This is a genomic window from Caballeronia sp. LZ033, from assembly GCF_031451265.1.
In the GTDB taxonomy this organism is placed as follows: domain Bacteria; phylum Pseudomonadota; class Gammaproteobacteria; order Burkholderiales; family Burkholderiaceae; genus Caballeronia.
The window spans coordinates 1,326,620-1,347,352 of sequence record NZ_JARUXQ010000001.1 but is presented as its reverse complement, the minus strand read 5'-3'; the positions used below and the strand labels follow the sequence as shown (position 1 = coordinate 1,347,352).

The following is a 20,733-nucleotide window of genomic DNA, read 5'->3' as shown; positions in this document are numbered from 1 at the left end:
GATGCCGACGGCTTCCATGTAGCTATAGCCTTGATCCAGCACCTGACCTGCCCCGATATCAGAGCCATAAGTAAGTAGAGATTTCGGCCGGATCTGAGACAAGAATGCCCCCCTGCAGCCCTCCCCGCTTCCAGCGGCCGTCAGCGGGTAGCGATTCGGCTGCTCAAAAATCGTCAATAATCGAAAGCTAATCTCGATTGCTGTACGGTCCTTGGTGGCAGTCCTTGAGGAATGATGTGCTCTCTGCGTAGCCAATCAAGCCATCGGCCGAGCTCAGTTGGGGTGAAGCGTGTTTTGCGTTCGTGCCAGTTTTCGCGGAAATCGGCAATGATCTGCGCATCCGTCGGTTGACCACCGACGATCAGAAAATCGTTCCAAACCGCAAAAAGCGTGGCGATGATTTCGACTTCTTCGGTCGTCTTGTCTGCCAAGGCGTAGATCAAGCGGTCAAATTCAGTTTTCTGGCCGGGCAACATCAGGGCTTCGGCTCTCGCTGCGGCCTCCGACAACGCCGATAAGCAGCGGTACTCCGTCTTTCTCCTGCCGTTGGCCAAGGTCTTTTCATTGACCTCGAACCAGCGTCTGTCTTGACCTTCCCGCTCGAAATCATAAATCCAGGTATCCAGTGGCCCGGCAGCTTGACGTTCAGGCTTCAGATCTAGATCCAGGCCAATATGCGCTTGCGCCAGGTACATCATCTTGGCGGCAGCAGTTCGACCGAAGTATTGGGCATTCGCGAGTTTGTTGAACGTATAGCAGCCGATGCTCGCACGGTAGGTAGCCAGGTCAATGACTTGGGCTTTTGAAAACGATGCTCGCTGGTGTTCTTCCACTGTATTGCCACGCGATTGCGTACGAATCAGAGCACTGAGCAACTCTGCCTGCTTGCTGGTGTTGGCGTCGATCTGCTGCTCTAGTGAGTCACATAGGGCCATAAGTTCGTCGATTTTTCTGACGATGCGATGCTGCTCCTCTAGTGGCGGTATTGGAATCGGTAGACTGTTCAATGTTTTCTGATTTATTTTCGGCATTGTCCCGGATGTGCCGGATGCTCGATCACGAAGATAATCTCGACTCGAAGCGCAGCTCATTACAAAACAAATATATTCCCTATTAATCTCAGCAGAAACACGCAGCTTCATCATCAAGTCTGGATAAATGTATGTATTCCGCTCTCCGCGATAGATCGCTGGAACACCAACGTATTGAAGCGTATTTCCGCGCTGCACGAGGATATCTCCCTCCTGCAACCAGAGCTCTGAGTCGACGGGAATTTCTTCGGCAATAAACTTCGAGTGCTCACCCTTGAAGATGCCAGATGTTGTTGCGCTCAACGTTAATGACTTAACATTGGTTTCATAATCAACGGCCTTGGGTGAATACCCATTGGTCGGACCGAACATCAAAATTTCCTCTAGGCGTAATGTGGACCAATGCCCTGGGATTGAATAACCTAGATTAATTAATTCCATTCGCTTTGAGGTTGCGCCACGATTTCTTAGACACAGCCGCTCAGACGCAATCTTCTCCAAAAGTTCGCTTACGGCGCCGTCATCTTTGCTGCGTTTAGTGAGCTTTCCTATAACAGCCAGTTCCAGCATAGCTTTGCGCAGTTCCGAGACGTTTTCCTTGACGGTATAGAGCTCGTCGAAATGCTCGGCGATGAAGGCCTGAGCCACCTGATGCTGATCTGGTTCGGCCATGTTCAGCAGTTGCTTGATGGCTGCTGCATGGGCACTCAGACGCGCTTCCTGCTGTGCTGTGTGTAGTTCTTCCAGTTCATCACAGCGAGCCATCAGTTCATCAATTTTTGCGACGATGCGATGTTGCTCTGCCCGTGGAGGAAGAGGGATTGGTATTTCAACAAACTTTGCAATGGATACGCCGCCGATGATTCCACTCGTTACAATTAAAAACGATGCACGAAAGATTGGTGACAAATAGAAATAAAGGATAAATCGAGATGGAATCTTCCCATGTAGTTCATTCGCGAAAAGTTTATTACCAAAGCAGATGTCGCGGTCAGTCAGGCCGCACTTCTTGCCGGCACTACCACCTTCAGCGCAAATTAGCACCGCGCCTTCGTGGGCGATCCTGAATTTGTTTTCGCCAATGGGTATGTAGATTCCATTGCTGTAACACAGCAGATCGAACCCGTAGCCAACATCTTTAGTGGCGATATAGGGCAATCCATCCGCCCCAGCATATTTCGATTGCTTTTCTTCGGCATTGATGCTATTGCCGTTGAATACATTACCGATAGCACCGAGTCGAGCCCACCCCACCCATGCGGCAGCGTATAAGGCTTCTCCTCTTTCATCACCGGTGACAACGGCTTGGGCTTCTTGATCTTGCCCTCCTTCACCAGCCGCTGTTTCTCGGCTTCAACCTCTTTCAGCAATTCCTTTGCGGGCTGCTCGCTCGGATCTTGCGGCACCAGCTTGCCCTGCATAGCCAATGTCAGAATCAGCTCGCGCAGTTTCTTGATGCCATCAGGTGCGGCAAAGGCAGTGTCGAAATGCTTTTCCAGTAGTTGGGCGGTGTGCTTATTCATGTTCGCCTCCCAGTTCGCGTTCGATCTGTTCGATGCTGGGCAGACTGGTTTGAAATTCTTCGGGTAGAGATTCGATCAATTGATATTCCGCAACGCCAATTGGCTGGGCCTTGTCGCGCAATGCGTATTCAGCCACCACGGTATTCTTGCTCTTGCACAGCAACAGACCGATGGTGGGATTGTCCTGTTCGGCCTTGACCTGCATATCCACGGCGGTGAGGTAGAAGCTCAACTGACCAAGGTGTTCCGGTTTAAACTTTTCGGCTTTCAGCTCGATGACCACGTAGCAGCGCAGCTTGAGGTGGTAGAACAACAGGTCGATGTAGAAGTCATCACCCCCCACTTCCAGATGGACCTGACGACCGACGAAGGCGAAACCCGCGCCCAATTCCAACAAGAACTGGGTGATGTGCCTGACCAGCGCTGATTCGATTTCCCGCTCGTTGGCTTCCTGGCCGATATCCAGGAAGTCGAACAGGTAGGGATCCTTGAGGGCTTGCCGAGCCAGATCGGTTCCCGGCGCGGGGAGACGGTCGGCGAAGTTGGTGATTGCCTGACCTTCTCGTTCCAGCAGGCGGGTTTCAATATGGATCTCCAGCGTGGCGCGCGACCAGCCGCATTCCACGGCACGCTGGGCGTAGGCCAAGCGTTGTTCTGGCTGCTTCAGCTTGGCCAGCAGCACGAGATTGTGGCCCCAGGGCAATTGTCCAACAGCCTGTTGGACAATTGCCGCATCAGGCCAGGCGTCGGCGAAGGAACGCATGTACATCAGATTGGCGCGGGAAAAGCCCTTCATCTCGGGAAAGGCTGTCCTGAGGTCGTGCGCCAGCCGCTCGATGACCTTGGCCCCCCAGCCTTGCTCGGCCTGTCGTTGCAGAATGTCACGGCCGATCTGCCAGTAGAGCTGCACCAGTTCGCGGTTAACGGCCAGCGCGGCTCGCTGCTGGGCACTGTGGATGCGATTCTTCAGCTCGCCCAACCAGTTGGCATAGCCTTCCGGGGCTGTAACGAGAGACACGGGCTTGTCGCTCATTCCGCCTCCCCGCTGGTGGCCTTGAGCGCGGCCAGCAGTTTGGCTTTCAGCGCTTGCTGGGCAACCTGCAACTGGCGGGTGATGTCCTGGTATTCGGCCATCAGTTCGTCCGGATCACCCAGTTCGACAGCCACTTCGTGCGGGTTCTTGCAGTCCAGGTTGTAGTTGCGAGCAGCCAGATCCTTGGCAGAGACCTTCCAGGCATGCTGCGTGGTCTTGCGCCCCTTGCGTTGCGGGCCGCCCCACCAGGCTTTCTCGCGGTCGAACTCATCAATGGTCAGCGGCTTGGAACGCGAATAGCTCTTGTAGCCATCCGGATAGGGATGCTCGAAGAACCATACGTCCTTAGTGGAACCGCCCTTCTCGAAGAACAGGATGTTGGTGGCGATGCTGGTGTAGGGGGCGAACACGCCTTTGGGCAGGCGCACGATAGTGTGCAGGTTGAACTCTTCCAGTAGTTCGCGCTTGAGCGTGGTTTTCACCCCCTCGCCGAACAGGAAGCCATCCGGCAGCACCACAGCGGCACGGCCCGTGTCGTGCCTGAGCAGGTGCATGATCAACGCCATGAACAGATCGGCGGTCTCGCGGGTTTGATGCTTGGCGAGGAAATTCTTTTCGATGCCATCCTCTTCCATGCCACCGAATGGTGGGTTGGTGATGATGATGTCCACCCGGTCGCGCGGACCATAGTCCTTGAACGAGCGAGAAAGCGTGTTGTCGTGGCGGATCCGGCTAGGCACGTCGATGCCGTGCAGCATCATGTTGGTCATGGCCAGCATGTGCGGCAGGGGCTTCTTCTCGACGCCATGGACGTCCTCTTGCAACAGCCGGTTGTCATCGGGCGTCTTGACGCGCCTCTTGAGGTGCTCGATGGCGCAGGTCAGGAAGCCGCCCGTGCCGCACGCCGGGTCGAGGATGCTCTCGCCGAGTTTCGGGTCAAGAATATCGACCATGAACTGCGTGACTGCGCGCGGAGTGTAGTACTCGCCAGCGTTGCCGGCCGACTGGAGGTCGGCGAGGATCTTCTCGTAGATATCGTTGAACAGGTGCCGGTCGCTGGATGAGTTGAAATCCACGTCCTCTTCAATGGCGTTGATCACCTGACGCAGCAGAGTGCCCGACTTCATGTAGTTGTAGGCATCCTCGAAGACCGCGCCGATCACCCGGCCTTGCGCGGACACACCCGCCTTGGTGGCAAGCTGTTTCAAGGAAGGAAAGAGGTCGTTGTTGACGAAGTCGATCAGCTCTTCACCGGTCATGCCTTCCGCATCCTTGGCCCAGTTGCTCCAGCGAAAACGGCTTTGCAGCGGTGAGCGGTAGCTGGACTGGGTGAGCTCCCACTCCTGTTCCTTGTCGTCAAAGATCTTCAGGAACAACAGCCAGCAGATCTGGCTGATGCGCTGAGCGTCTCCATCGACGCCGACATCCTTGCGCATGATGTCCTGGATGGATTTGATAAGAGTTGCAAGTGACATGAATACTTCCTGGGTCTAGTTCTGGTCAGGCACGGTAGAGCTCTCGTTCGAGCTCCCCCACGGCCTGTTGGTATTGCGTCTTCCCGCCAAAGGCACGTATCAGTTCGATCGGTGTGCCTAGGCGGTTGAAGGGGGCGATGGCGAGGATTTGCGTTTCCTCGATGGCGGCCACACCTTCGTCGGCATACTTGTCGAGCAGGGCTTCGAGTACCTTCTGCGCTTGCTCGCCGTATTTGGCGAAGTAGTGGCGCTTCTTGACATGTTCGGCCCGCTCCTTGCGCGTGAGTGGGGGTTGATCCCAGGCCACGTGGCACAGCAGATCGAAAGGGTCGAAATCCTTGCCGGATTGCTTGTCCACCTCGTCGGCCAAGGCCTCAAAGAAGATCCCCTGATGGGCCAGCTCGTCGATGATGGCCTGCTTCTTCTCGGCCTTGCTCCAATGGCGCAGGAAATCGTCGAGCGACGAGAACTCCTTGACCAGGGTATTGCGGGTGTAGTCCTTCAGGGACTCGGTGATCAGCTTGCCGTTGGCGTCAAAGTACTGCACCCGCTCGGCCACCACCTTGACCTCGACGTTGGCGACAACGTAACGGCGCACGCTGCTGCCTTCCTCACCTAGCAGCGGTTCGGCTACACCGCCGGGGGACGTAGGGTTGTCGTCCGGCATCGGATAAGTGAATTCGTCGTCAGGCGACGCCTCCCCATCTTCTTCATCTGGAGGAAGCGGTGGCTCGCCAGGGCTTGGCTCATAGATTTGCACGGGATCGCCGTCGAAAGCCGGATCGGCGAACAGTTCGGTCGCTTTCTTGAAATCGAGTATGGTGAACCAGTACTTGTCGAAGTCCTCGTTGATGCGCGTTCCTCGACCGATGATCTGCTTGAATTCGGTCATGGACCGGATGCGTTGATCCAGCACGATGAGCTTGCAGGTCTGGGCATCGACGCCCGTGGTCATCAGCTTGGAGGTGGTCGCGATGACGGGGTATTTGCTTTCCGGGAAGATGAAGTTATCCAGCTCCATCTTGCCTTCTTCGTTGTCGCCGGTGATGCGCACGACATAGCGGTGGTTCTGCGCCACCAGGTCGGCGTTTTCGTTGACCAGCGCCTGGCGCATGCGTTCGGCATGGTCGATGTTGTCGCAGAAGACGATGGTCTTGTCGAAGCGGTTGCTGGCTTTCAGGTATTCACTGATCTTGCGCGCCACCACGTGCGTGCGCTGTTCCAGTACCAGCGTCTTGTCAAAATCACGCTGATTGTAGATGCGGTCTTCGATCTCGTTGCCGTGCTTGTCAAGCATACCCTTGTCGGGACGCCAGCCGGCCAGGTCCTTGTCCAGGTCGATGCGCACCACCTTGTAGGGTGCGAGAAAGCCGTCGGCGATGCCCTGGCGTAGCGAGTAGGTGTAGATGGGCTCGCCGAAGTAGTCGATGTTGGATACGTCCTTGGTTTCCTTGGGCGTGGCGGTCAGGCCAATCTGTGTGGCGGAATGGAAATACGTCAGGATCTCGCGCCAAGCCGAATCTTCAGCGGCGCTGCCTCGGTGGCATTCGTCGATCACGATCAGATCGAAGAATTCCGGGCTGAACTGCTTGTAGATGTTCCGTTCTTCTTCGTTACCGGTGACGGCCTGGTAAAGCGACAGGTAGATCTCATACGACTTGTTGGCCTGCCGCTTTTGGATCTTGGTCATTGCCGCACCAAACGGCTTGAAGTCGTTGGTCATGGTCTGATTGACCAGGATGTTGCGGTCCGCCAGGAACAGGATGCGTTTCTTGGCACGCGACTTCCACAACCGCCAGATGATCTGGAAGGCGGTATAGGTCTTGCCTGTGCCCGTGGCCATCACCAGCAGAATGCGCTTCTGCTCTTTGGCAATCGCCTCGATGGTTTTGTTGATAGCGAGCAACTGGTAGTAACGGGGCGTCTTGTTGCTGCCGTCGCTGTAGTAGTCTTGGGCCACCAGGGCCTGTTGCTGCGTGTTTAGCCCCTGATGCTCTGCCCACCACTGCCACAGCGTATTGGCACTGGGGAACTCATCCAGGCTGAATTCGCGCTCAATAATGCCGTCCTTGGCAATCTTGTTGTGGAACAGGAAGCCATCTCCATTGCTGCTGAATGCGAAAGGCACTTGTAGCATTTCGGCATAGCCGAGGGCCTGTTGCATGCCCGAGCCGATGGCATGCTTGTTGTCCTTGGCTTCGACGACAGCAATGGGCAGGTTGGGCTTGTGGAACAGCACATAGTCGGCGCGCTTGTGCTGGCCGCGTGTGTGCAATTTGCCGCGCACGATGATGCGCCCCTTGGTCAACAGGAACTCTTCGCGCACTTGGGTCAGAACATCCCATCCGGATTTTTCCAGGGCCGGCGTGATGAACTTGGTGCAGATATCGCGTTCGCTGAGTGTCTGCTTATTCATAGAACGTGGTTGCTCCCATGCTGACTTCCCCCTTGGCTGCCTGTCGTTCGACGCTCAACACTCCATCTTGTGACCGGCACAAGGATGTCATCCTCTTTGACCATGACACTCAATGCAACACGATCACAAATTCAGTTGCCAATGCGGCGGGCTGAACGTCTCGAACATCGCGTTGCAGCGAAACCGGTCCGTAATCGGCCATCTTCTTCAGAGTGCACGACAGGCTCGGAACCTTGCGGCCGCTGAGTTCGACCAGTTCCGTCAGTGACTTCGGCTGTCTCTCATGGATCAGGCGCAGCAAACGAAGGTTGTCGTCCGAAAGGGCTGCGGCAAGCGACGACAGAGAGGGAAACCAAACTTGCGGCGACTCGCTCCCCTGTCCGGCCTCGATTTTGCCGCAGGCCTACCGCCAACTGTTGTGCCGGCCAGCGATAGCCGCCGATAGGTTCAACGACATATTTTCTTTTAAACCAACACGTTGACTTACTTTCCGATAGCCGGCGATAGTCCCCGAAGGACCTGATTTCACTCCCACTCAATCGTCGCCGGCGGCTTCCCCGAAATGTCGTACACCACGCGATTGATCCCCCGCACCTCATTGATGATGCGATTGCTCACATGCCCGAGCAGTTCATGCGGCAGATGCGCCCAGTGCGCGGTCATGAAATCCAGCGTCTGCACGGCACGCAGCGCGACCACATACTCATACGTGCGTCCATCGCCCATCACGCCGACGCTCTTCACCGGCAGAAATACCGCAAACGCCTGGCTCGTCAGGTCGTACCACGACTTGCCCGTTTCCTTGTCGATGGTCGTCCGAAGCGTCTCGATAAAAATCGCATCCGCGCGGCGCAGCAGATCCGCGAACTCCCGCTTCACCTCGCCGAGAATGCGCACACCCAGACCCGGACCCGGGAACGGATGGCGATACACCATCGCGGGCGGCAAGCCCAGCTTCACGCCGAGTTCGCGCACTTCGTCCTTGAACAGTTCGCGCAGCGGCTCGAGCAGCTTGAGGTTCAGCGTCTCCGGCAAGCCGCCCACGTTGTGGTGGCTCTTGATGGTGTGCGCGCCCTTCTTGCCCTTGCCCGCAGATTCGATCACGTCCGGATAGATCGTGCCCTGCGCGAGCCAGCGTGCATCGGTGAGCTTGTCGGATTCCGCGTGAAACACTTCGACGAACTCCGCGCCGATGATCTTGCGCTTCGCCTCCGGGTCCGTCACGCCGGCGAGCTTCTGCAGGAAGACTTCGCTGGCATCGACGTGGATGACCTTCACGCCGAGGTGATCCGCGAACGTCGACATCACCTGCTCGGCCTCGTTCTGGCGCAGCAGGCCATGATCGACGAACACGCAGGTCAGCTGGTCGCCGATCGCGCGATGCAGCAGCGCCGCCGCCACCGATGAATCCACGCCGCCCGACAGCCCGAGAATCACCTTCTCGTTGCCCACCTGCGCGCGAATCTTCTCGACCGCTTCGTCGATGTAATGCCCCATCTCCCAGTCGGGATTCGCGCCGCACAGCTCCAGCACGAAGCGGTCGAGCATCGCGCGGCCCTGCACCGTGTGCGTCACTTCCGGATGCCATTGCAGGCCGTAAAAGCGGCGGTCGTCGTCGGCCATGGCGGCGATCGGGCATGACGGCGTCGAGGCCATCAGCTTGAAACCCGCCGGCAGATCCACGACCTTGTCGCCGTGGCTCATCCACACCTTCAGCATGGAGTCGCCCTTCTCGGCCTTGAAGTCCTCGATGCCTTCGAGGAAGCCCGTGTGGTTCAGCGCCTGCACTTCCGCATAGCCGAACTCGCGCACATTGCCGAGCTCGACCTTGCCGCCCAGTTGATCTGCCATGGTCTGCATGCCATAGCAGATGCCGAGCACCGGCACACCCAGATCGAAGACGATCTGCGGCGCGCGCGGCGACTTCGCCTCGGTGACCGAATTCGGGCCGCCCGACAAAATGATGCCCTTCGGTGCGAATTCGCGGATGAAGGTTTCATCGACGTCGTACGGATGAATCTCCGAGTAGACGTGCGATTCGCGGATACGCCGCGCGATCAGCTGGGTGACTTGAGAGCCGAAATCGAGAATCAGGATTTTGTCGTGCATGGCTGCGGCCAAAGGCTAAAAGAACGATGGTTGTCGATGCTGCCGGCCCGCCCTCGTGCGCGCGCCGCCAGCGAAGTGTTCGCAAATGAATCGACGGCCGGCGCCCTGGCCGACCGTGCTGGTATGTCCTGTTGCCACCCGCGCCCCGCCTGCTTCGCGACGGCGCCGGCCCGGGAAGTGCGCGCGTTCAGCGCGGCGCTCCGCTTGCCGGACCCGTGCGCGGAACGAGCGGATCACGTGGATCAAGCGGATCAAGCGGATCCAGCCGCCGGCCGGTCGCCGGATCGATCCCGCCGCTGATCTCCGGCTCGATGCGCCTTCCGGTCGCAGCGTCGATCTCGTGTCCGCTGACCGGATCGAGCTTGCGGCCCGTGACGGGATCGAGTGTCGCGCCGGTTGCGGGATCCACGGCGCCGCCATCGAGCGGACGGCCCGACGGCTCCACCATGCGGCCGCTGACGGGATCGATGCCGGTCGCCTCGGGCGCCCGCGCCGAAGGGCGCACTGCCGTATCCGGCGGTACCGCAACGGGAACCGGCGCCACGGGCGTCACGACCTCGTCGCGTGTTTTCGCCGCCCGCTTTTCGGCACGTTGCGCCGAAGCGGCGCCCGCCTGCGCGGCGCGCTCGCGCCGGCGCACCGCCGACGACAGTCTCACGCTGCCGAACCCGAGCACCACGAGCACGACACCGACCACCGCCGCGCTCATCTGTCCGAAGCTGTCGACCTGCGGCATCTTCAATCCGAGCAGCCAGACCAGCACCACGACGCCCGACAGCCATTGCACGTGCCCCGAGACGCGCGCCGCCCGCGCGGTCAACGCGCCGTCGACGGCCGCGTGGAACGCGAGCCATGCGAGGCCGATCAGCGCCACCCCGAGCAACTGCCCGGCGAATGCGGGCTGCACACGGATGGCATCGAGCTGCAACGCGCCGTACAGGCCCGCCCATGGCGTCAGCAGGAACAACAGGCCGAACGCCAGGAAGATCAGGGCATTGATGACCAGTACGACGCGCAGCAACGGTTTCATGGGCAGTCCAGGTCAGTTGACGAACAAGCGCGAGGCCACGGAACGGCGACGCTCAATCGACGTGATAGTTGGGCGCTTCCTTCGTGATCTGCACGTCGTGCACATGCGATTCGCGCATGCCCGCCGCGGTGATCTGCACGAACTCCGCCTTCTCGTGCATTTCCGTGATGGTGCTGCAACCGCAATAGCCCATGCTCGCGCGCACGCCGCCGACGATCTGGAACAGGATGGCGTTGACCGAGCCCTTGTAGGCCACGCGGCCTTCGATGCCTTCCGGCACGAGCTTGTCGATGTTCGCCGAATTGTCCTGGAAGTAGCGGTCCGCCGCGCCGTCCTTCATCGCGCCGACCGAACCCATGCCGCGATACGCCTTGTACTGACGGCCCTGATACAGGAAGACGTCGCCCGGGGATTCCTCGGTGCCCGCCAGCATGCTGCCCATCATGACAACGTTCGCGCCCGCTGCCAGCGCCTTGGAGACGTCGCCCGAGAAGCGCACGCCGCCGTCCGCGATGACCGGCACGCCGCTGCCGCGCAGCGCTTCCGACACATTGGCGATGGCCGTGATCTGCGGCACGCCGACGCCCGCGACGATCCGCGTCGTGCAGATCGAGCCCGGGCCGATGCCGACCTTGACCGCGTCCGCGCCGTACTCGACGAGCGCCTTGGCGGCCGCCGCCGTTGCGATATTGCCGCCGATCACCTGCACATGCGGATAGTTCTGCTTGACCCAGCGCACGCGCTCCAGCACGCCCTGGCTGTGACCGTGCGCGGTATCGACGACGATCACGTCGACGCCCGCCTGCGCCAGCGCATCGACGCGTTCTTCATTGTCCGGACCGACGCCCACTGCCGCGCCCACGCGCAGCTTGCCGTCTTCGTCCTTGCACGCGTCCGGATTCTCGGTCTGCTTCGTGATGTCCTTCACGGTCATCAGGCCGCGCAGTTCGAACGCGTCGTTGACGACCAGCACGCGCTCCAGACGGTGGCTGTGCATCAGCGCCTTGGCCTCGGCGAGCGAGGTGCCTTCCTTGACCGTCACGAGCCGCTCGCGCGGCGTCATGATGGTGCGCACCGGCTCGTCCATGCGCTCTTCGAAGCGCAAGTCCCGGTTCGTCACGATGCCGATCAGCTGCGCGCCCTCGACCACCGGAAAGCCCGAGATGCCATGTTGCTGCGTCAGCGCGATGACATCGCGCACGCGCATTTGCGGCGGCACGGTGATCGGATCGCGTACGACGCCGGACTCGAAACGCTTCACCTTGGCGACTTCGCGCGCCTGTTCCTTGGCGGTGAGGTTCTTGTGGACGATGCCGATGCCGCCCAGCTGCGCCATGGCAATGGCGAGCCGGCCTTCGGTGACCGTGTCCATGGCGGCGGACACGAGAGGCATGTTCAGGGAGATGTTGCGAGTCAGCTGGGATTTCAGACTGGTGTCGCGCGGGAGAACGCTGGAGAAGGCGGGCACGAGGAGCACGTCATCGAACGTGAGTGCTTTCTGGATCAGACGCATGGCAAATCCTATGGGCGCAAAAGCAGATTATACCGATAGTTCTCCGGGTTTTCACTGTCCGAACAGCAAGTTAGGCCGCTCGTCGGACAAAAACCGGGCCTGCGCCGCGCCGCGTGCGGGATCGTCTTCGCGAACCGCGCGCGGGGCGCGCATGCTACGCTTCGCGCCTTCTTCAGGATGCGGACGGCGACTCGGGCAATGCAGCGCGGTGTGATGTACGGAATGTCGGCGGGCGCGATCTGGGGTTTCATCTTTCTGGCGCCGCGCATTCTGCCCGACTTTTCGCCGCTCACGCTCAGCATCGGCCGCTATCTGATGTACGGCGCGGTGTCGCTCGCGGCGGCGCTGCCCATCGCCCGCGGTTTGCTCAGGAAGCTCACGCGCGCCGACTTCGTCGCCCTCGCCCGGCTCGCGCTGGTCGGCAACCTGCTCTACTACATGCTGCTCGCGAGCGCCGTGCAGCTCGTGGGCGTGGCGCCGGCCTCGCTGATCGTCGGGATCCTGCCGGTCACCGTCACGCTCGCCGGCCGGCGCGATCATGGCGCAATCGACCTCAAGCGGCTCGCCGGTCCGCTGCTGCTCGTGGTGGCGGGCATCGCCTGCATCAACCTCGATGTGTTCCGCGATCTGCTCGGCGTGTCCGGCGCCGTGTCCCACGCGAGCATTCTCACGCGCCTCGCGGGCCTTGCCTGCGCCGTCGGCGCGCTGGCCGCCTGGACCTGGTACGCGGTGGTCAACGCCCGCTATCTTCAGGCGAACGATCACTTCGACGGCAGCGAGTGGTCCGTGCTGTGGGGCATCGTGACGGGATTGCTGGGTGCGGTGCTCGGCGTGATCGCCTGGATGCTGCCCGCAGGCACCGTCCAGGCCGCTGTCGCGCCCGAACGCTGGCATCTCTTCTGGATCGTGAGCATTGCGCTCGCAACCGGCGGTTCATGGCTCGGCAACATGCTGTGGAATGCGGCGGCGAAGCGCCTGCCGCTCACGCTGTCCGGTCAGATGATCGCGTTCGAGACGCTCTTCGCGCTGCTCTATGCCTTCATCTACGACGGCCGTTGGCCGCGCACGCCCGAAGTGCTGGCGGTGGTGCTGCTGCTCGCGGGCGTCAGCTGGTCCGTGAGGCAGCATACGGTGCGGCCGGCGGTTTCCACACGGGAAGTCCCGGCACATTGAAACGAGTCAACGCTCAGCGCACATCCTTCGACTGCCACTTGCGCCCTTCGATCGATCCCGCACGCCGCGCTTTTTCGACGCGGCGCAGGCGAGCCGTCTTCGGATCCACCGTCAGCGGCCGATAGATCTCCACGCGATCGAACGCGCTGAGCACGGCATCGAGCGTACTGAGCTTGCCGAACACGCCGACCTTCTGCCGGCTCAGGTCGATGTCCTGATGCACGCGCAGCACGCCGCTCGCCTCGATGGCCTCGCGCACGCTCGCGCCGTCCTGCAGCGTGACCTGCGCGAGGAAGCTGGCGCCGTCGGGCGGGCCGTAGCACACGTCGATCTCCATCATGGCTTGCCGTAGCGCTGGTCCGCACGCTTCACGAAGGAATCGACGAAGGTATTGGCGATATGACTGAACACCGGCCCGATGAGCTTTTCCAGAATCACATTGGAAAACTCGTAGTGCAGTGCGAACTCGATCTTGCACGCATCGGCCCGCAGCGGCGTGAAGCGCCAATAGCCGGTGAACTTCTTGAAAGGGCCGCTCAGAAACTCCATATCGATACTGGTCGGCCGTTTCTGCGTGTTGCGCGTGGCGAAATGCTGCTTGATGCCCTTGAAGCTGATGTCGATCTTGGCTTCCATGCCGTTCTCGTCATGGCGGCCTATCTCGACGCCGCCGCACCAGGGCAGGAAATTGGGATAGTCGGCGACATCGGTGACGAGGTCGAACATTTCCTCCGCCGAATGGCGGATCAACACGGTTTTCTGGACATCTGCCATATAGGGCGCAGCGAAGGCTGAATTGGGCGGCAACGCGCAAGAGAACACGGCATCAGAACATTCGCGTGCCGGCGCGCTGCTAAAATCGTGATTTTAAACGAGTTGAGCACTTTCCATTCATGAGCATCATCGACAACAGAAAAGCCTTCTTCGATTACTTCATCGAGGAACGCTACGAGGCCGGTCTCGTGCTCGAAGGCTGGGAAGTCAAGGCGCTGCGTGCGGGCCGCGGGCAGATCAAGGAAGGCTACGTCGTCATCAAGGCAGGCGAGCTCTTTCTGATCGGCACGCATATCAGTCCGCTGCCCGAGGCCTCGAAGTTCGCGAACCTCGACCCGGTGCGCACGCGCAAGCTGCTGCTGCATCGCGACCAGATCGACAAGCTCATCGGCAAGGTCGAGCAGCGCGGCCACACACTCGTGCCGCTCAACTTCCACTACAAGGAAGGCCGCGTGAAATGCGAGATTGGCCTCGCCAAGGGCAAGAAGCTGCACGACAAGCGCGAGACCGAAAAGAAACGCGACTGGGATCGCGAGCGCGCACGGCTGATGCGTTCGGCCACGAAATAAGGCAAACAGGGCGCTCTTGCAGCGCCCTGTTTTTCAGCCCTTGCGGATCACGCTGCCGCCGCCCTCGCCCTTCACGATCGTCAACGCCGACGCGATCAACGAACTCATGTCCGAGAGATTGCCCGGCACGATCAGCGTGTTGCCGGCCTTCGCGATATTGCCGAACGCGCTGACGTACTGCTCGGCGATCTTGAGGTTCACCGCCTCCATGCCGCCCACGGCCTGAATGGCGGTGCCGATCTTTTCGATGGCCTGCGCGTTCGCCTCGGCAACCGCGAGAATGGCCGACGCCTCGCCCTGCGCCTGGTTGATCGCGGCCTGCCGTTCGCCTTCGGACTTCTGGATCGCCGCCTCACGCGCGCCCGCGGCCAGATTGATCTGCTCCTGCTTGCGACCTTCGGACGCGGCGATCAGTGCGCGCTTCTCGCGCTCGGCGGTGATCTGCGCCTGCATCGCGTGGAGAATTTCCTTAGGCGGCGTCAGATCCTTGATCTCGTAGCGCAGCACCTTCACGCCCCAGTTCGACGCGGCGTCGTCCAGCGCATTGACGATGCTGTGATTGATGAAGTCGCGCTCCTCGAAGGTCTTGTCGAGTTCCAGCTTGCCGATCACGGAACGCAAGGTGGTCTGCGAGAGCTGCGTGATGGCGAACACGAAGTTGCTCGAACCGTACGACGCCTTCATCGCGTCCGTGACCTGGAAGTACAGCACGCCGTCCACCTGCAACTGCGTGTTGTCGCGCGTGATGCAGACCTGGCTCGGCACTTCCAGCGGAATTTCCTTGAGCACGTGCTTGTAGGCCACCCGGTCGATGAACGGCAGCACGATGTTGAGGCCCGGCGTGAGCGTCGAGTGATAGCGGCCGAGCCGCTCGAGCACCCACGCATGCTGCTGCGGCACGATCTTGATGGTTTGCGCCGCGATCACGATGACGATCACGAGCAGAATGGCCCCGACGATGGTGACGTCCATCTTTGCTACTCCTCGCAGTTGTGTTGTCTTGTGTCTTCAGCGGCGCGCGACGACCACGAGCCGGTTGCCGTCGAGCGCGGTGATGCGATACCAGCGCGCGCCTTCGGCCTCGCCCGGCGCGAGTTCGACATCCCATTGCGCGCCGCGATACATCGTGCGCGCGCGGCCGTCGCGCCATTGGTCCACTTCCACGGTGGCGCCGATATCGAGATTCACGCCGGCATCGCGCGACGCGTCGCGCCGCTTCCAGTTGCCGAAGCGCGAGCGCCGCAGCGCCACCACCGCGATCAGGGCGACCAGCGCCGCCACGACGAACTGCACGTGCGGCTGCGCGCCCAGCACATGCGCCACGCCGCCCGCGAGAAAGCCGAGCGCCACCATCAGCAGATAGAACGTGCCAGTGAACAGCTCGAACACGATCAGCACCCCCGCCGACACCCACCAGAACAGTCCGCTCGCAGCCATGCCCGCCTCCAAATGCAAACACCCCGGAGGATGTCCGGGGTGTTTTTATAGCACGCTCGCGCCTTTCCGAAAGCATCGGGAAAGGCGGATTTTGCTTATTTCGACAAGGTCTTCGCCAGCTGCTGCCAGGTGTCGATGATCGTGTCCGGGTTCAGCGACATCGATTCGATGCCCAGTTCCGCCAGCCACACGGCGAGGTCCGGATGATCCGACGGGCCTTGTCCGCAAATACCGACATACTTGTTCAGCTTCAGGCACGTTTCGATTGCGCGCTTGAGCATGAACTGAACGGCTTCGTCGCGTTCGTCGAAGTCCGCGGCGAGCAGTTCCATGCCGGAGTCGCGGTCGAGGCCGAGCGTCAGCTGCGTCAGGTCGTTCGAGCCGATCGAGAAGCCGTCGAAGCGCTCCAGGAACTGCTCGGCGAGGATCGCGTTGGACGGTACTTCGCACATCATCACGAGCTTGAGGCCGTTCGTCCCGCTCTTCAGGCCGAACTTCGCCAGCAGCTCGATCACGCGGTCCGCCTGCTTCAGGGTCCGCACGAACGGCACCATGATCTGGACGTTGTCGAGACCCATCTCCTCGCGCACCTTCTTCAGCGCGACGCATTCCATGTGGAACGCCTCGGCGAAGTCTTCCGCGATATAGCGCGACGCGCCGCGGAAACCGAGCATCGGGTTCTCTTCGTCCGGCTCATAACGCGAACCGCCGATCAGCTTCTTGTACTCGTTCGACTTGAAGTCGGACAGGCGCACGATCACCGGCTTCGGATAGAACGCCGCCGCGATCGTGGCGATGCCTTCCGTCAGCTTGTCGACATAGAACGCACGCGGCGATGCATGACCGCGCGCCACGCTCTCCACCGCCTTCTTCAGGTCCGCGTCGACGTTCGGGTACTCGAGGATCGCCTTCGGATGGACGCCGATGTTGTTGTTGATGATGAACTCGAGGCGCGCCAGGCCCACGCCCGCGTTCGGCAACTGCGCGAAGTCGAACGCGAGTTGCGGATTGCCGACGTTCATCATGATCTTGACCGGAATGGCCGGCAGTTCGCCGCGCTGGACTTCGGTCACTTCGGTTTCGAGCAGGCCGTCGTAGATCTTGCCTTCGTCGCCTTCCGCGCACGACACCGTGACGAGCGCGCCGTCCTTCAGGATGTCCGTTGCGTCGCCGCAGCCGACCACTGCCGGCACGCCCAGCTCACGCGCGATGATGGCTGCGTGGCAAGTACGCCCGCCGCGATTCGTCACGATGGCCGATGCGCGCTTCATCACCGGCTCCCAGTTCGGGTCGGTCATGTCGGCGACCAGCACGTCGCCCGGCTGCACGCGTTCCATCTCCGACGGGTCATGGATGACGCGCACCGGACCCGCGCCGATCTTCTGGCCGATCGCGCGGCCGGTGGTCAGCACGTTCGACTGGCCCTTCAGCTTGAAGCGCATCTCGGCCTTGCCGGACGCCTGGCTCTTCACGGTTTCCGGACGCGCCTGGAGGATGAACAGCTTGCCGTCGCGGCCGTCCTTGCCCCACTCGATGTCCATCGGACGCTGATAGTGCTTCTCGATGATGACCGCGTACTTCGCGAGTTCGATCACGTCTTCGTCGGTGATCGAGAAGCGGTTGCGCTGCTCGTGCGGCACGTCGACCGTCTTCACGCGGCCCGGCTCGCCCGGCTTCGTGAATTCCATCTTGATGAGCTTGGAGCCGATGGAGCGGCGGATGATCGGATACTTGTTCTGTTCGAGCGTGGTCTTGAAGACGTGGAATTCGTCCGGATTCACCGCGCCCTGCACGACGGTTTCGCCCAGGCCGTAGCTCGACGTGATGAAGACGGTTTCCTTGAAGCCCGATTCGGTGTCGATGGTGAACATCACGCCGGCCGCGCCGACATCCGAGCGCACCATGCGCTGCACGCCCGCCGACAACGCGACTTCAGCATGCGTGAAGCCCTTGTGGACGCGATACGAAATGGCGCGGTCGTTGTACAGCGAGGCGAACACGTGCTTCATGCGATCGAGCACGTCCTCGACGCCGACCACGTTCAGATAGCTTTCCTGCTGGCCCGCGAAGGAGGCGTCGGGCAAGTCTTCCGCGGTCGCGGACGAACGCACGGCGAACGACAGCTCTTCGGGCGAGCTGTTTTGCAGGACCTCGAAGCCACGGCGGATTTCTTCTTCGAGACGCGGCTGCAGCGGTGCGTCGACGATCCATTGACGGATTTCCTTGCCGGCTTCGGCAAGCGCCTTGACGTCGTCGACGTCGAAGGTTTCGAGACGCTTCGCGATGCGGTCCGTCAGGGTGTTGTGCTGGAGGAAGTCGCGGAATGCGAGGGCCGTGGTGGCAAAGCCCGTGGGCACGCGAACGCCGGCTTCGGAAAGCTGGCTGATCATCTCGCCGAGCGACGCATTCTTGCCACCGACGATTTCCACGTCGGTCATTCGCAACTGCTCGAAGGGAACTACATACGCCTGATCCTTTGCGACATCTTTCGCGACATTGACTGCGTTACTCATACAAGCCCCTAAGGTGGATGGAATTCTCGATCGCACGAGTGGGCTCATATGCGGCGGCGCTCATTGGAAGCGCCGGCCGCATCTCGTACAACCTGTTTGATAAGCCTTCGGGGGAGCCACGCCGCTTGATACCGGTGAATACCGGGGCGTGGTCAAAAAGAAGCGAAACGTCGGAAACTTGCTCGAGACCGTGGATTTACCCTGCAACACGCTACAAAAGCCACGAAACGACCGCGATTTGACGAAAATCCGCTTCAGTTTGTCCGCAATTGCTTATCGAACAGGTTGCCGCTATTCTACCTTGCTGCATTTCAAAATTGTTTCGATCAGGCAGGGGTTCAACGGCAAAATCGAGGTGTTTCGGGCCTGTTCGTGGGGCATCCCACACCCAGGCGCCCGCTCTGCACTCGTTTTTCTCTTCGCAGGCGGTCAGTTACCATAACACAGGTTTTTCCGGCGTCCGTGCTTTCGCGCCACCGTTGCCGCCCGCTTTCATCCTTTTCCTTTTCGTTTTCTCTTTCCGCCGATGCCGCCTTCCGTATTCATCGTTTCCGACGGTACCGGGATCACTGCCGAAACCTTCGCGCATTCGATCCTCGCCCAGTTCGACCAGAAATTCCGGCTCGTGCGCGTGCCTTTCGTCGATTCGATCGACAAGGCCTACGCGACCGTCGAGAAGATCAACGAGACCGTCGCGCTGGACGGCCGCCGGCCCATCGTGTTCACCACGCTGGTGGACAGTGCGTCGAACGAAGTCGTCAAGGGCTGCAACGCGCTCGTGCTCGACATGTTCCAGACCTTCATCGAGCCGCTCGAACAGGAACTGGAAATCAAGTCCACGCACGCCATGGGCCGCGTGCACCAGAACGCCGATACCGAGGAATACAAGAACCGCATCGAGGCCATCAACTTCTCGCTCGCGCACGACGACGGCCAGTCCAATCGCAATCTCGCCGATGCCGACGTGATCCTGGTGGGCGTGTCGCGCAGCGGCAAGACGCCGACCAGCCTCTACCTGGCGATGCAATACGGTGTGAAGGCAGCGAACTATCCGCTGATTCCGGAAGATTTCGAGCGCGGCAAGCTGCCGACGCCGCTGCTGGAACATCGCGAGAAGATGTTCGGGCTGTCGATCGATCCGCAACGGCTCTCCGAGATCCGCAACGAGCGGCGACCGGGCAGCAAGTATGCGGCGCTGGAGAACTGCCGCTACGAGATCAACGAAGCGGAGATGATGATGAAGCGCGAGGGCGTGAAGTGGCTGTCGTCGACGCACAAGTCGATCGAGGAAATCGCCACGACGATCCTGCAGGAAGTGAAGCCCGAGCGGCCTTCCTACTACTGACGCGACGGCGCCGGTTCAACGCTGCTGGCGGCACTGCTCGAACAGACAGATCGCCGCCGCAGCCGCCACATTCAGCGACTCCATGCCGCCCGGCTGCGGAATCGTCACGCGATGCGTGACGGCATCGCGCCAGACCTGCGACACGCCCGCCCCTTCATTGCCGAACACCCACGCCAGCGCGCCGGACAGGTCGCAGTCGTACAGCGCCACGGCGCCGTGGGAGTCCGTGATCGTCACGGGCGCGTCGAGCCGCGCGATCAGCCCGTCCGGTTCGACGTCCTCGAAAATATCCAGCAGGAAATGCGCGCCCATGCCCGAGCGCAGCACCTTCGACGACCACGCGTACGCCGTCCCCGGCGCGCAGAACACGCGCGTGATGCCGGCCGCCGCCGCGCTGCGCAGGATCGAGCCGACATTGCCGGCGTCCTGCACGCCATCGAGGACCACGCAGGTTTCGGCGACCCGCACGGGCAGTTCGGCGTCGAGCTTCTCGACCAGCAACAGCATGCCGACGCCATGCACGACGCTCGACAGCTGGCCGAACAGCGCATCCGGCAGCACCATCACCCGCTTTTCCTCGATGCGCGCGACGATCCGCCGCGCTTCCTCGTGCGTGAGCGCGCCCTCGGTCACGATGCAGGTTTCCGGTTGCCCGGCGGCATCGAGATAGGCGGACGCGAGATGCAGGCCTTCCAGCAGCGCGTGGCCGCTGCGGCGCTGCTGCGCCGTCGAGCCGGCGAGCGCCTTGATGCGCTTGTAGAGCGGATTGTCCCGCGAGGTGATGGATTTCAC

Annotated in this window: 16 protein-coding genes and 1 pseudogene; 3 read left to right on the top strand and 14 right to left on the bottom strand. The window is 60.8% G+C overall.

Translation table 11 applies throughout. The features are described 5' to 3' along the window. Window positions 1–173: 173 nt before the first annotated feature. From QCE62_RS06135 to guaB, 8 genes and pseudogenes are all read right to left on the bottom strand, one after another. A pseudogene (locus QCE62_RS06135) lies at window positions 174–2,554 on the bottom strand (restriction endonuclease subunit S). Next, window positions 2,547–3,587, bottom strand: a complete 1,041-nt coding sequence (locus tag QCE62_RS06130) for a PDDEXK nuclease domain-containing protein (RefSeq protein WP_309915527.1) — start codon at window positions 3,585–3,587, stop codon at window positions 2,547–2,549. Before QCE62_RS06130 ends, QCE62_RS06135 begins: the two are co-directional and overlap by 8 nt. After that, a complete protein-coding gene (locus QCE62_RS06125; RefSeq protein WP_309915524.1) occupies window positions 3,584–5,062 on the bottom strand; it encodes a class I SAM-dependent DNA methyltransferase in 1,479 nt (492 codons plus the stop codon). The genes QCE62_RS06130 and QCE62_RS06125 overlap by 4 nt, the downstream gene beginning before the upstream one ends. Before the next feature lie 25 nt (window positions 5,063–5,087). Further along, window positions 5,088–7,478, bottom strand: coding sequence for an EcoAI/FtnUII family type I restriction enzme subunit R (gene hsdR, locus QCE62_RS06120; protein ID WP_309915521.1), 2,391 nt, complete (start codon window positions 7,476–7,478; stop codon window positions 5,088–5,090). 109 nt (window positions 7,479–7,587) lie between these two features. Further along, complete coding sequence (locus QCE62_RS06115; RefSeq protein WP_309915518.1) at window positions 7,588–7,779, bottom strand: transcriptional regulator; 192 nt, start codon at window positions 7,777–7,779, stop codon at window positions 7,588–7,590. Window positions 7,780–8,003: 224 nt separating this feature from the next. Beyond that, window positions 8,004–9,587, bottom strand: coding sequence for a glutamine-hydrolyzing GMP synthase (gene guaA / locus QCE62_RS06110; protein WP_309808098.1), 1,584 nt, complete (start codon window positions 9,585–9,587; stop codon window positions 8,004–8,006). 187 nt (window positions 9,588–9,774) lie between these two features. Beyond that, entirely contained in the window at window positions 9,775–10,617 is an 843-nt protein-coding gene (locus QCE62_RS06105; protein ID WP_309915515.1) for a hypothetical protein, read from the bottom strand. A 52-nt stretch (window positions 10,618–10,669) separates the two neighbouring features. Further along, window positions 10,670–12,130: an IMP dehydrogenase gene (gene guaB, locus QCE62_RS06100; RefSeq protein ID WP_309915511.1), complete on the bottom strand. Its 1,461-nt coding sequence runs from the start codon at window positions 12,128–12,130 to the stop codon at window positions 10,670–10,672. Between the two features lie 198 nt (window positions 12,131–12,328). Here guaB and QCE62_RS06095 point away from each other — a divergent pair, with 198 nt between their 5' ends. Continuing rightward, on the top strand, window positions 12,329–13,303 hold the full coding sequence (locus QCE62_RS06095) for a DMT family transporter (RefSeq protein ID WP_309915507.1): 975 nt from the start codon (window positions 12,329–12,331) through the stop codon (window positions 13,301–13,303). A 13-nt stretch (window positions 13,304–13,316) separates the two neighbouring features. Here QCE62_RS06095 and QCE62_RS06090 read toward each other — a convergent pair whose 3' ends face one another. Continuing rightward, window positions 13,317–13,643 carry an RnfH family protein gene (locus QCE62_RS06090; protein ID WP_309915505.1) on the bottom strand — a complete coding sequence of 109 codons (327 nt, stop codon included), beginning with the start codon at window positions 13,641–13,643 and terminating at the stop codon, window positions 13,317–13,319. Beyond that, a complete protein-coding gene (locus QCE62_RS06085) occupies window positions 13,640–14,077 on the bottom strand; it encodes a type II toxin-antitoxin system RatA family toxin (RefSeq protein ID WP_309831957.1) in 438 nt (145 codons plus the stop codon). Before QCE62_RS06085 ends, QCE62_RS06090 begins: the two co-directional genes overlap by 4 nt. Before the next feature lie 119 nt (window positions 14,078–14,196). Here QCE62_RS06085 and smpB point away from each other — a divergent pair, with 119 nt between their 5' ends. Next, window positions 14,197–14,646 (top strand): SsrA-binding protein SmpB, encoded by a 450-nt coding sequence (gene smpB, locus QCE62_RS06080; protein ID WP_309808092.1) that lies wholly within the window; start codon window positions 14,197–14,199, stop codon window positions 14,644–14,646. A 33-nt stretch (window positions 14,647–14,679) separates the two neighbouring features. Here the strand turns inward: smpB and QCE62_RS06075 are convergent, their stop codons facing one another. The 3 genes from QCE62_RS06075 to ppsA form a co-directional block, all read right to left on the bottom strand. Then, window positions 14,680–15,618 (bottom strand): SPFH domain-containing protein, encoded by a 939-nt coding sequence (locus QCE62_RS06075; protein ID WP_309915502.1) that lies wholly within the window; start codon window positions 15,616–15,618, stop codon window positions 14,680–14,682. A 36-nt stretch (window positions 15,619–15,654) separates the two neighbouring features. Further along, a complete protein-coding gene (locus tag QCE62_RS06070; protein WP_309808090.1) occupies window positions 15,655–16,083 on the bottom strand; it encodes an NfeD family protein in 429 nt (142 codons plus the stop codon). 95 nt (window positions 16,084–16,178) lie between these two features. Further along, window positions 16,179–18,596, bottom strand: a complete 2,418-nt coding sequence (gene ppsA / locus QCE62_RS06065) for a phosphoenolpyruvate synthase (protein WP_309915499.1) — start codon at window positions 18,594–18,596, stop codon at window positions 16,179–16,181. A 526-nt stretch (window positions 18,597–19,122) separates the two neighbouring features. On the opposite strand from ppsA, the gene QCE62_RS06060 reads away from it, so the two are divergent. Beyond that, on the top strand, window positions 19,123–19,941 hold the full coding sequence (locus QCE62_RS06060) for a pyruvate, water dikinase regulatory protein (protein WP_309808087.1): 819 nt from the start codon (window positions 19,123–19,125) through the stop codon (window positions 19,939–19,941). A 15-nt stretch (window positions 19,942–19,956) separates the two neighbouring features. On the opposite strand, the gene QCE62_RS06055 is transcribed toward QCE62_RS06060, so the two are convergent. Further along, a complete protein-coding gene (locus QCE62_RS06055; RefSeq protein WP_309915497.1) occupies window positions 19,957–20,733 on the bottom strand; it encodes an RNA methyltransferase in 777 nt (258 codons plus the stop codon).

What these genes read in the sequence shown, in the direction of transcription:
- QCE62_RS06130 (WP_309915527.1), bottom strand. Translation starts at nt 3,587, where the DNA reads ATGAGCGACAAGCCCGTGTCTCTCGTTACAGCCCCGGAAGGCTATGCC.
- QCE62_RS06125 (WP_309915524.1), bottom strand. Translation starts at nt 5,062, where the DNA reads ATGTCACTTGCAACTCTTATCAAATCCATCCAGGACATCATGCGCAAG.
- hsdR (WP_309915521.1), bottom strand. Translation starts at nt 7,478, where the DNA reads ATGAATAAGCAGACACTCAGCGAACGCGATATCTGCACCAAGTTCATC.
- guaA (WP_309808098.1), bottom strand. Translation starts at nt 9,587, where the DNA reads ATGCACGACAAAATCCTGATTCTCGATTTCGGCTCTCAAGTCACCCAG.
- QCE62_RS06105 (WP_309915515.1), bottom strand. Translation starts at nt 10,617, where the DNA reads ATGAAACCGTTGCTGCGCGTCGTACTGGTCATCAATGCCCTGATCTTC.
- guaB (WP_309915511.1), bottom strand. Translation starts at nt 12,130, where the DNA reads ATGCGTCTGATCCAGAAAGCACTCACGTTCGATGACGTGCTCCTCGTG.
- QCE62_RS06095 (WP_309915507.1), top strand. Translation starts at nt 12,329, where the DNA reads ATGCAGCGCGGTGTGATGTACGGAATGTCGGCGGGCGCGATCTGGGGT.
- QCE62_RS06090 (WP_309915505.1), bottom strand. Translation starts at nt 13,643, where the DNA reads ATGATGGAGATCGACGTGTGCTACGGCCCGCCCGACGGCGCCAGCTTC.
- QCE62_RS06085 (WP_309831957.1), bottom strand. Translation starts at nt 14,077, where the DNA reads ATGGCAGATGTCCAGAAAACCGTGTTGATCCGCCATTCGGCGGAGGAA.
- smpB (WP_309808092.1), top strand. Translation starts at nt 14,197, where the DNA reads ATGAGCATCATCGACAACAGAAAAGCCTTCTTCGATTACTTCATCGAG.
- QCE62_RS06075 (WP_309915502.1), bottom strand. Translation starts at nt 15,618, where the DNA reads ATGGACGTCACCATCGTCGGGGCCATTCTGCTCGTGATCGTCATCGTG.
- QCE62_RS06070 (WP_309808090.1), bottom strand. Translation starts at nt 16,083, where the DNA reads ATGGCTGCGAGCGGACTGTTCTGGTGGGTGTCGGCGGGGGTGCTGATC.
- ppsA (WP_309915499.1), bottom strand. Translation starts at nt 18,596, where the DNA reads ATGAGTAACGCAGTCAATGTCGCGAAAGATGTCGCAAAGGATCAGGCG.
- QCE62_RS06060 (WP_309808087.1), top strand. Translation starts at nt 19,123, where the DNA reads ATGCCGCCTTCCGTATTCATCGTTTCCGACGGTACCGGGATCACTGCC.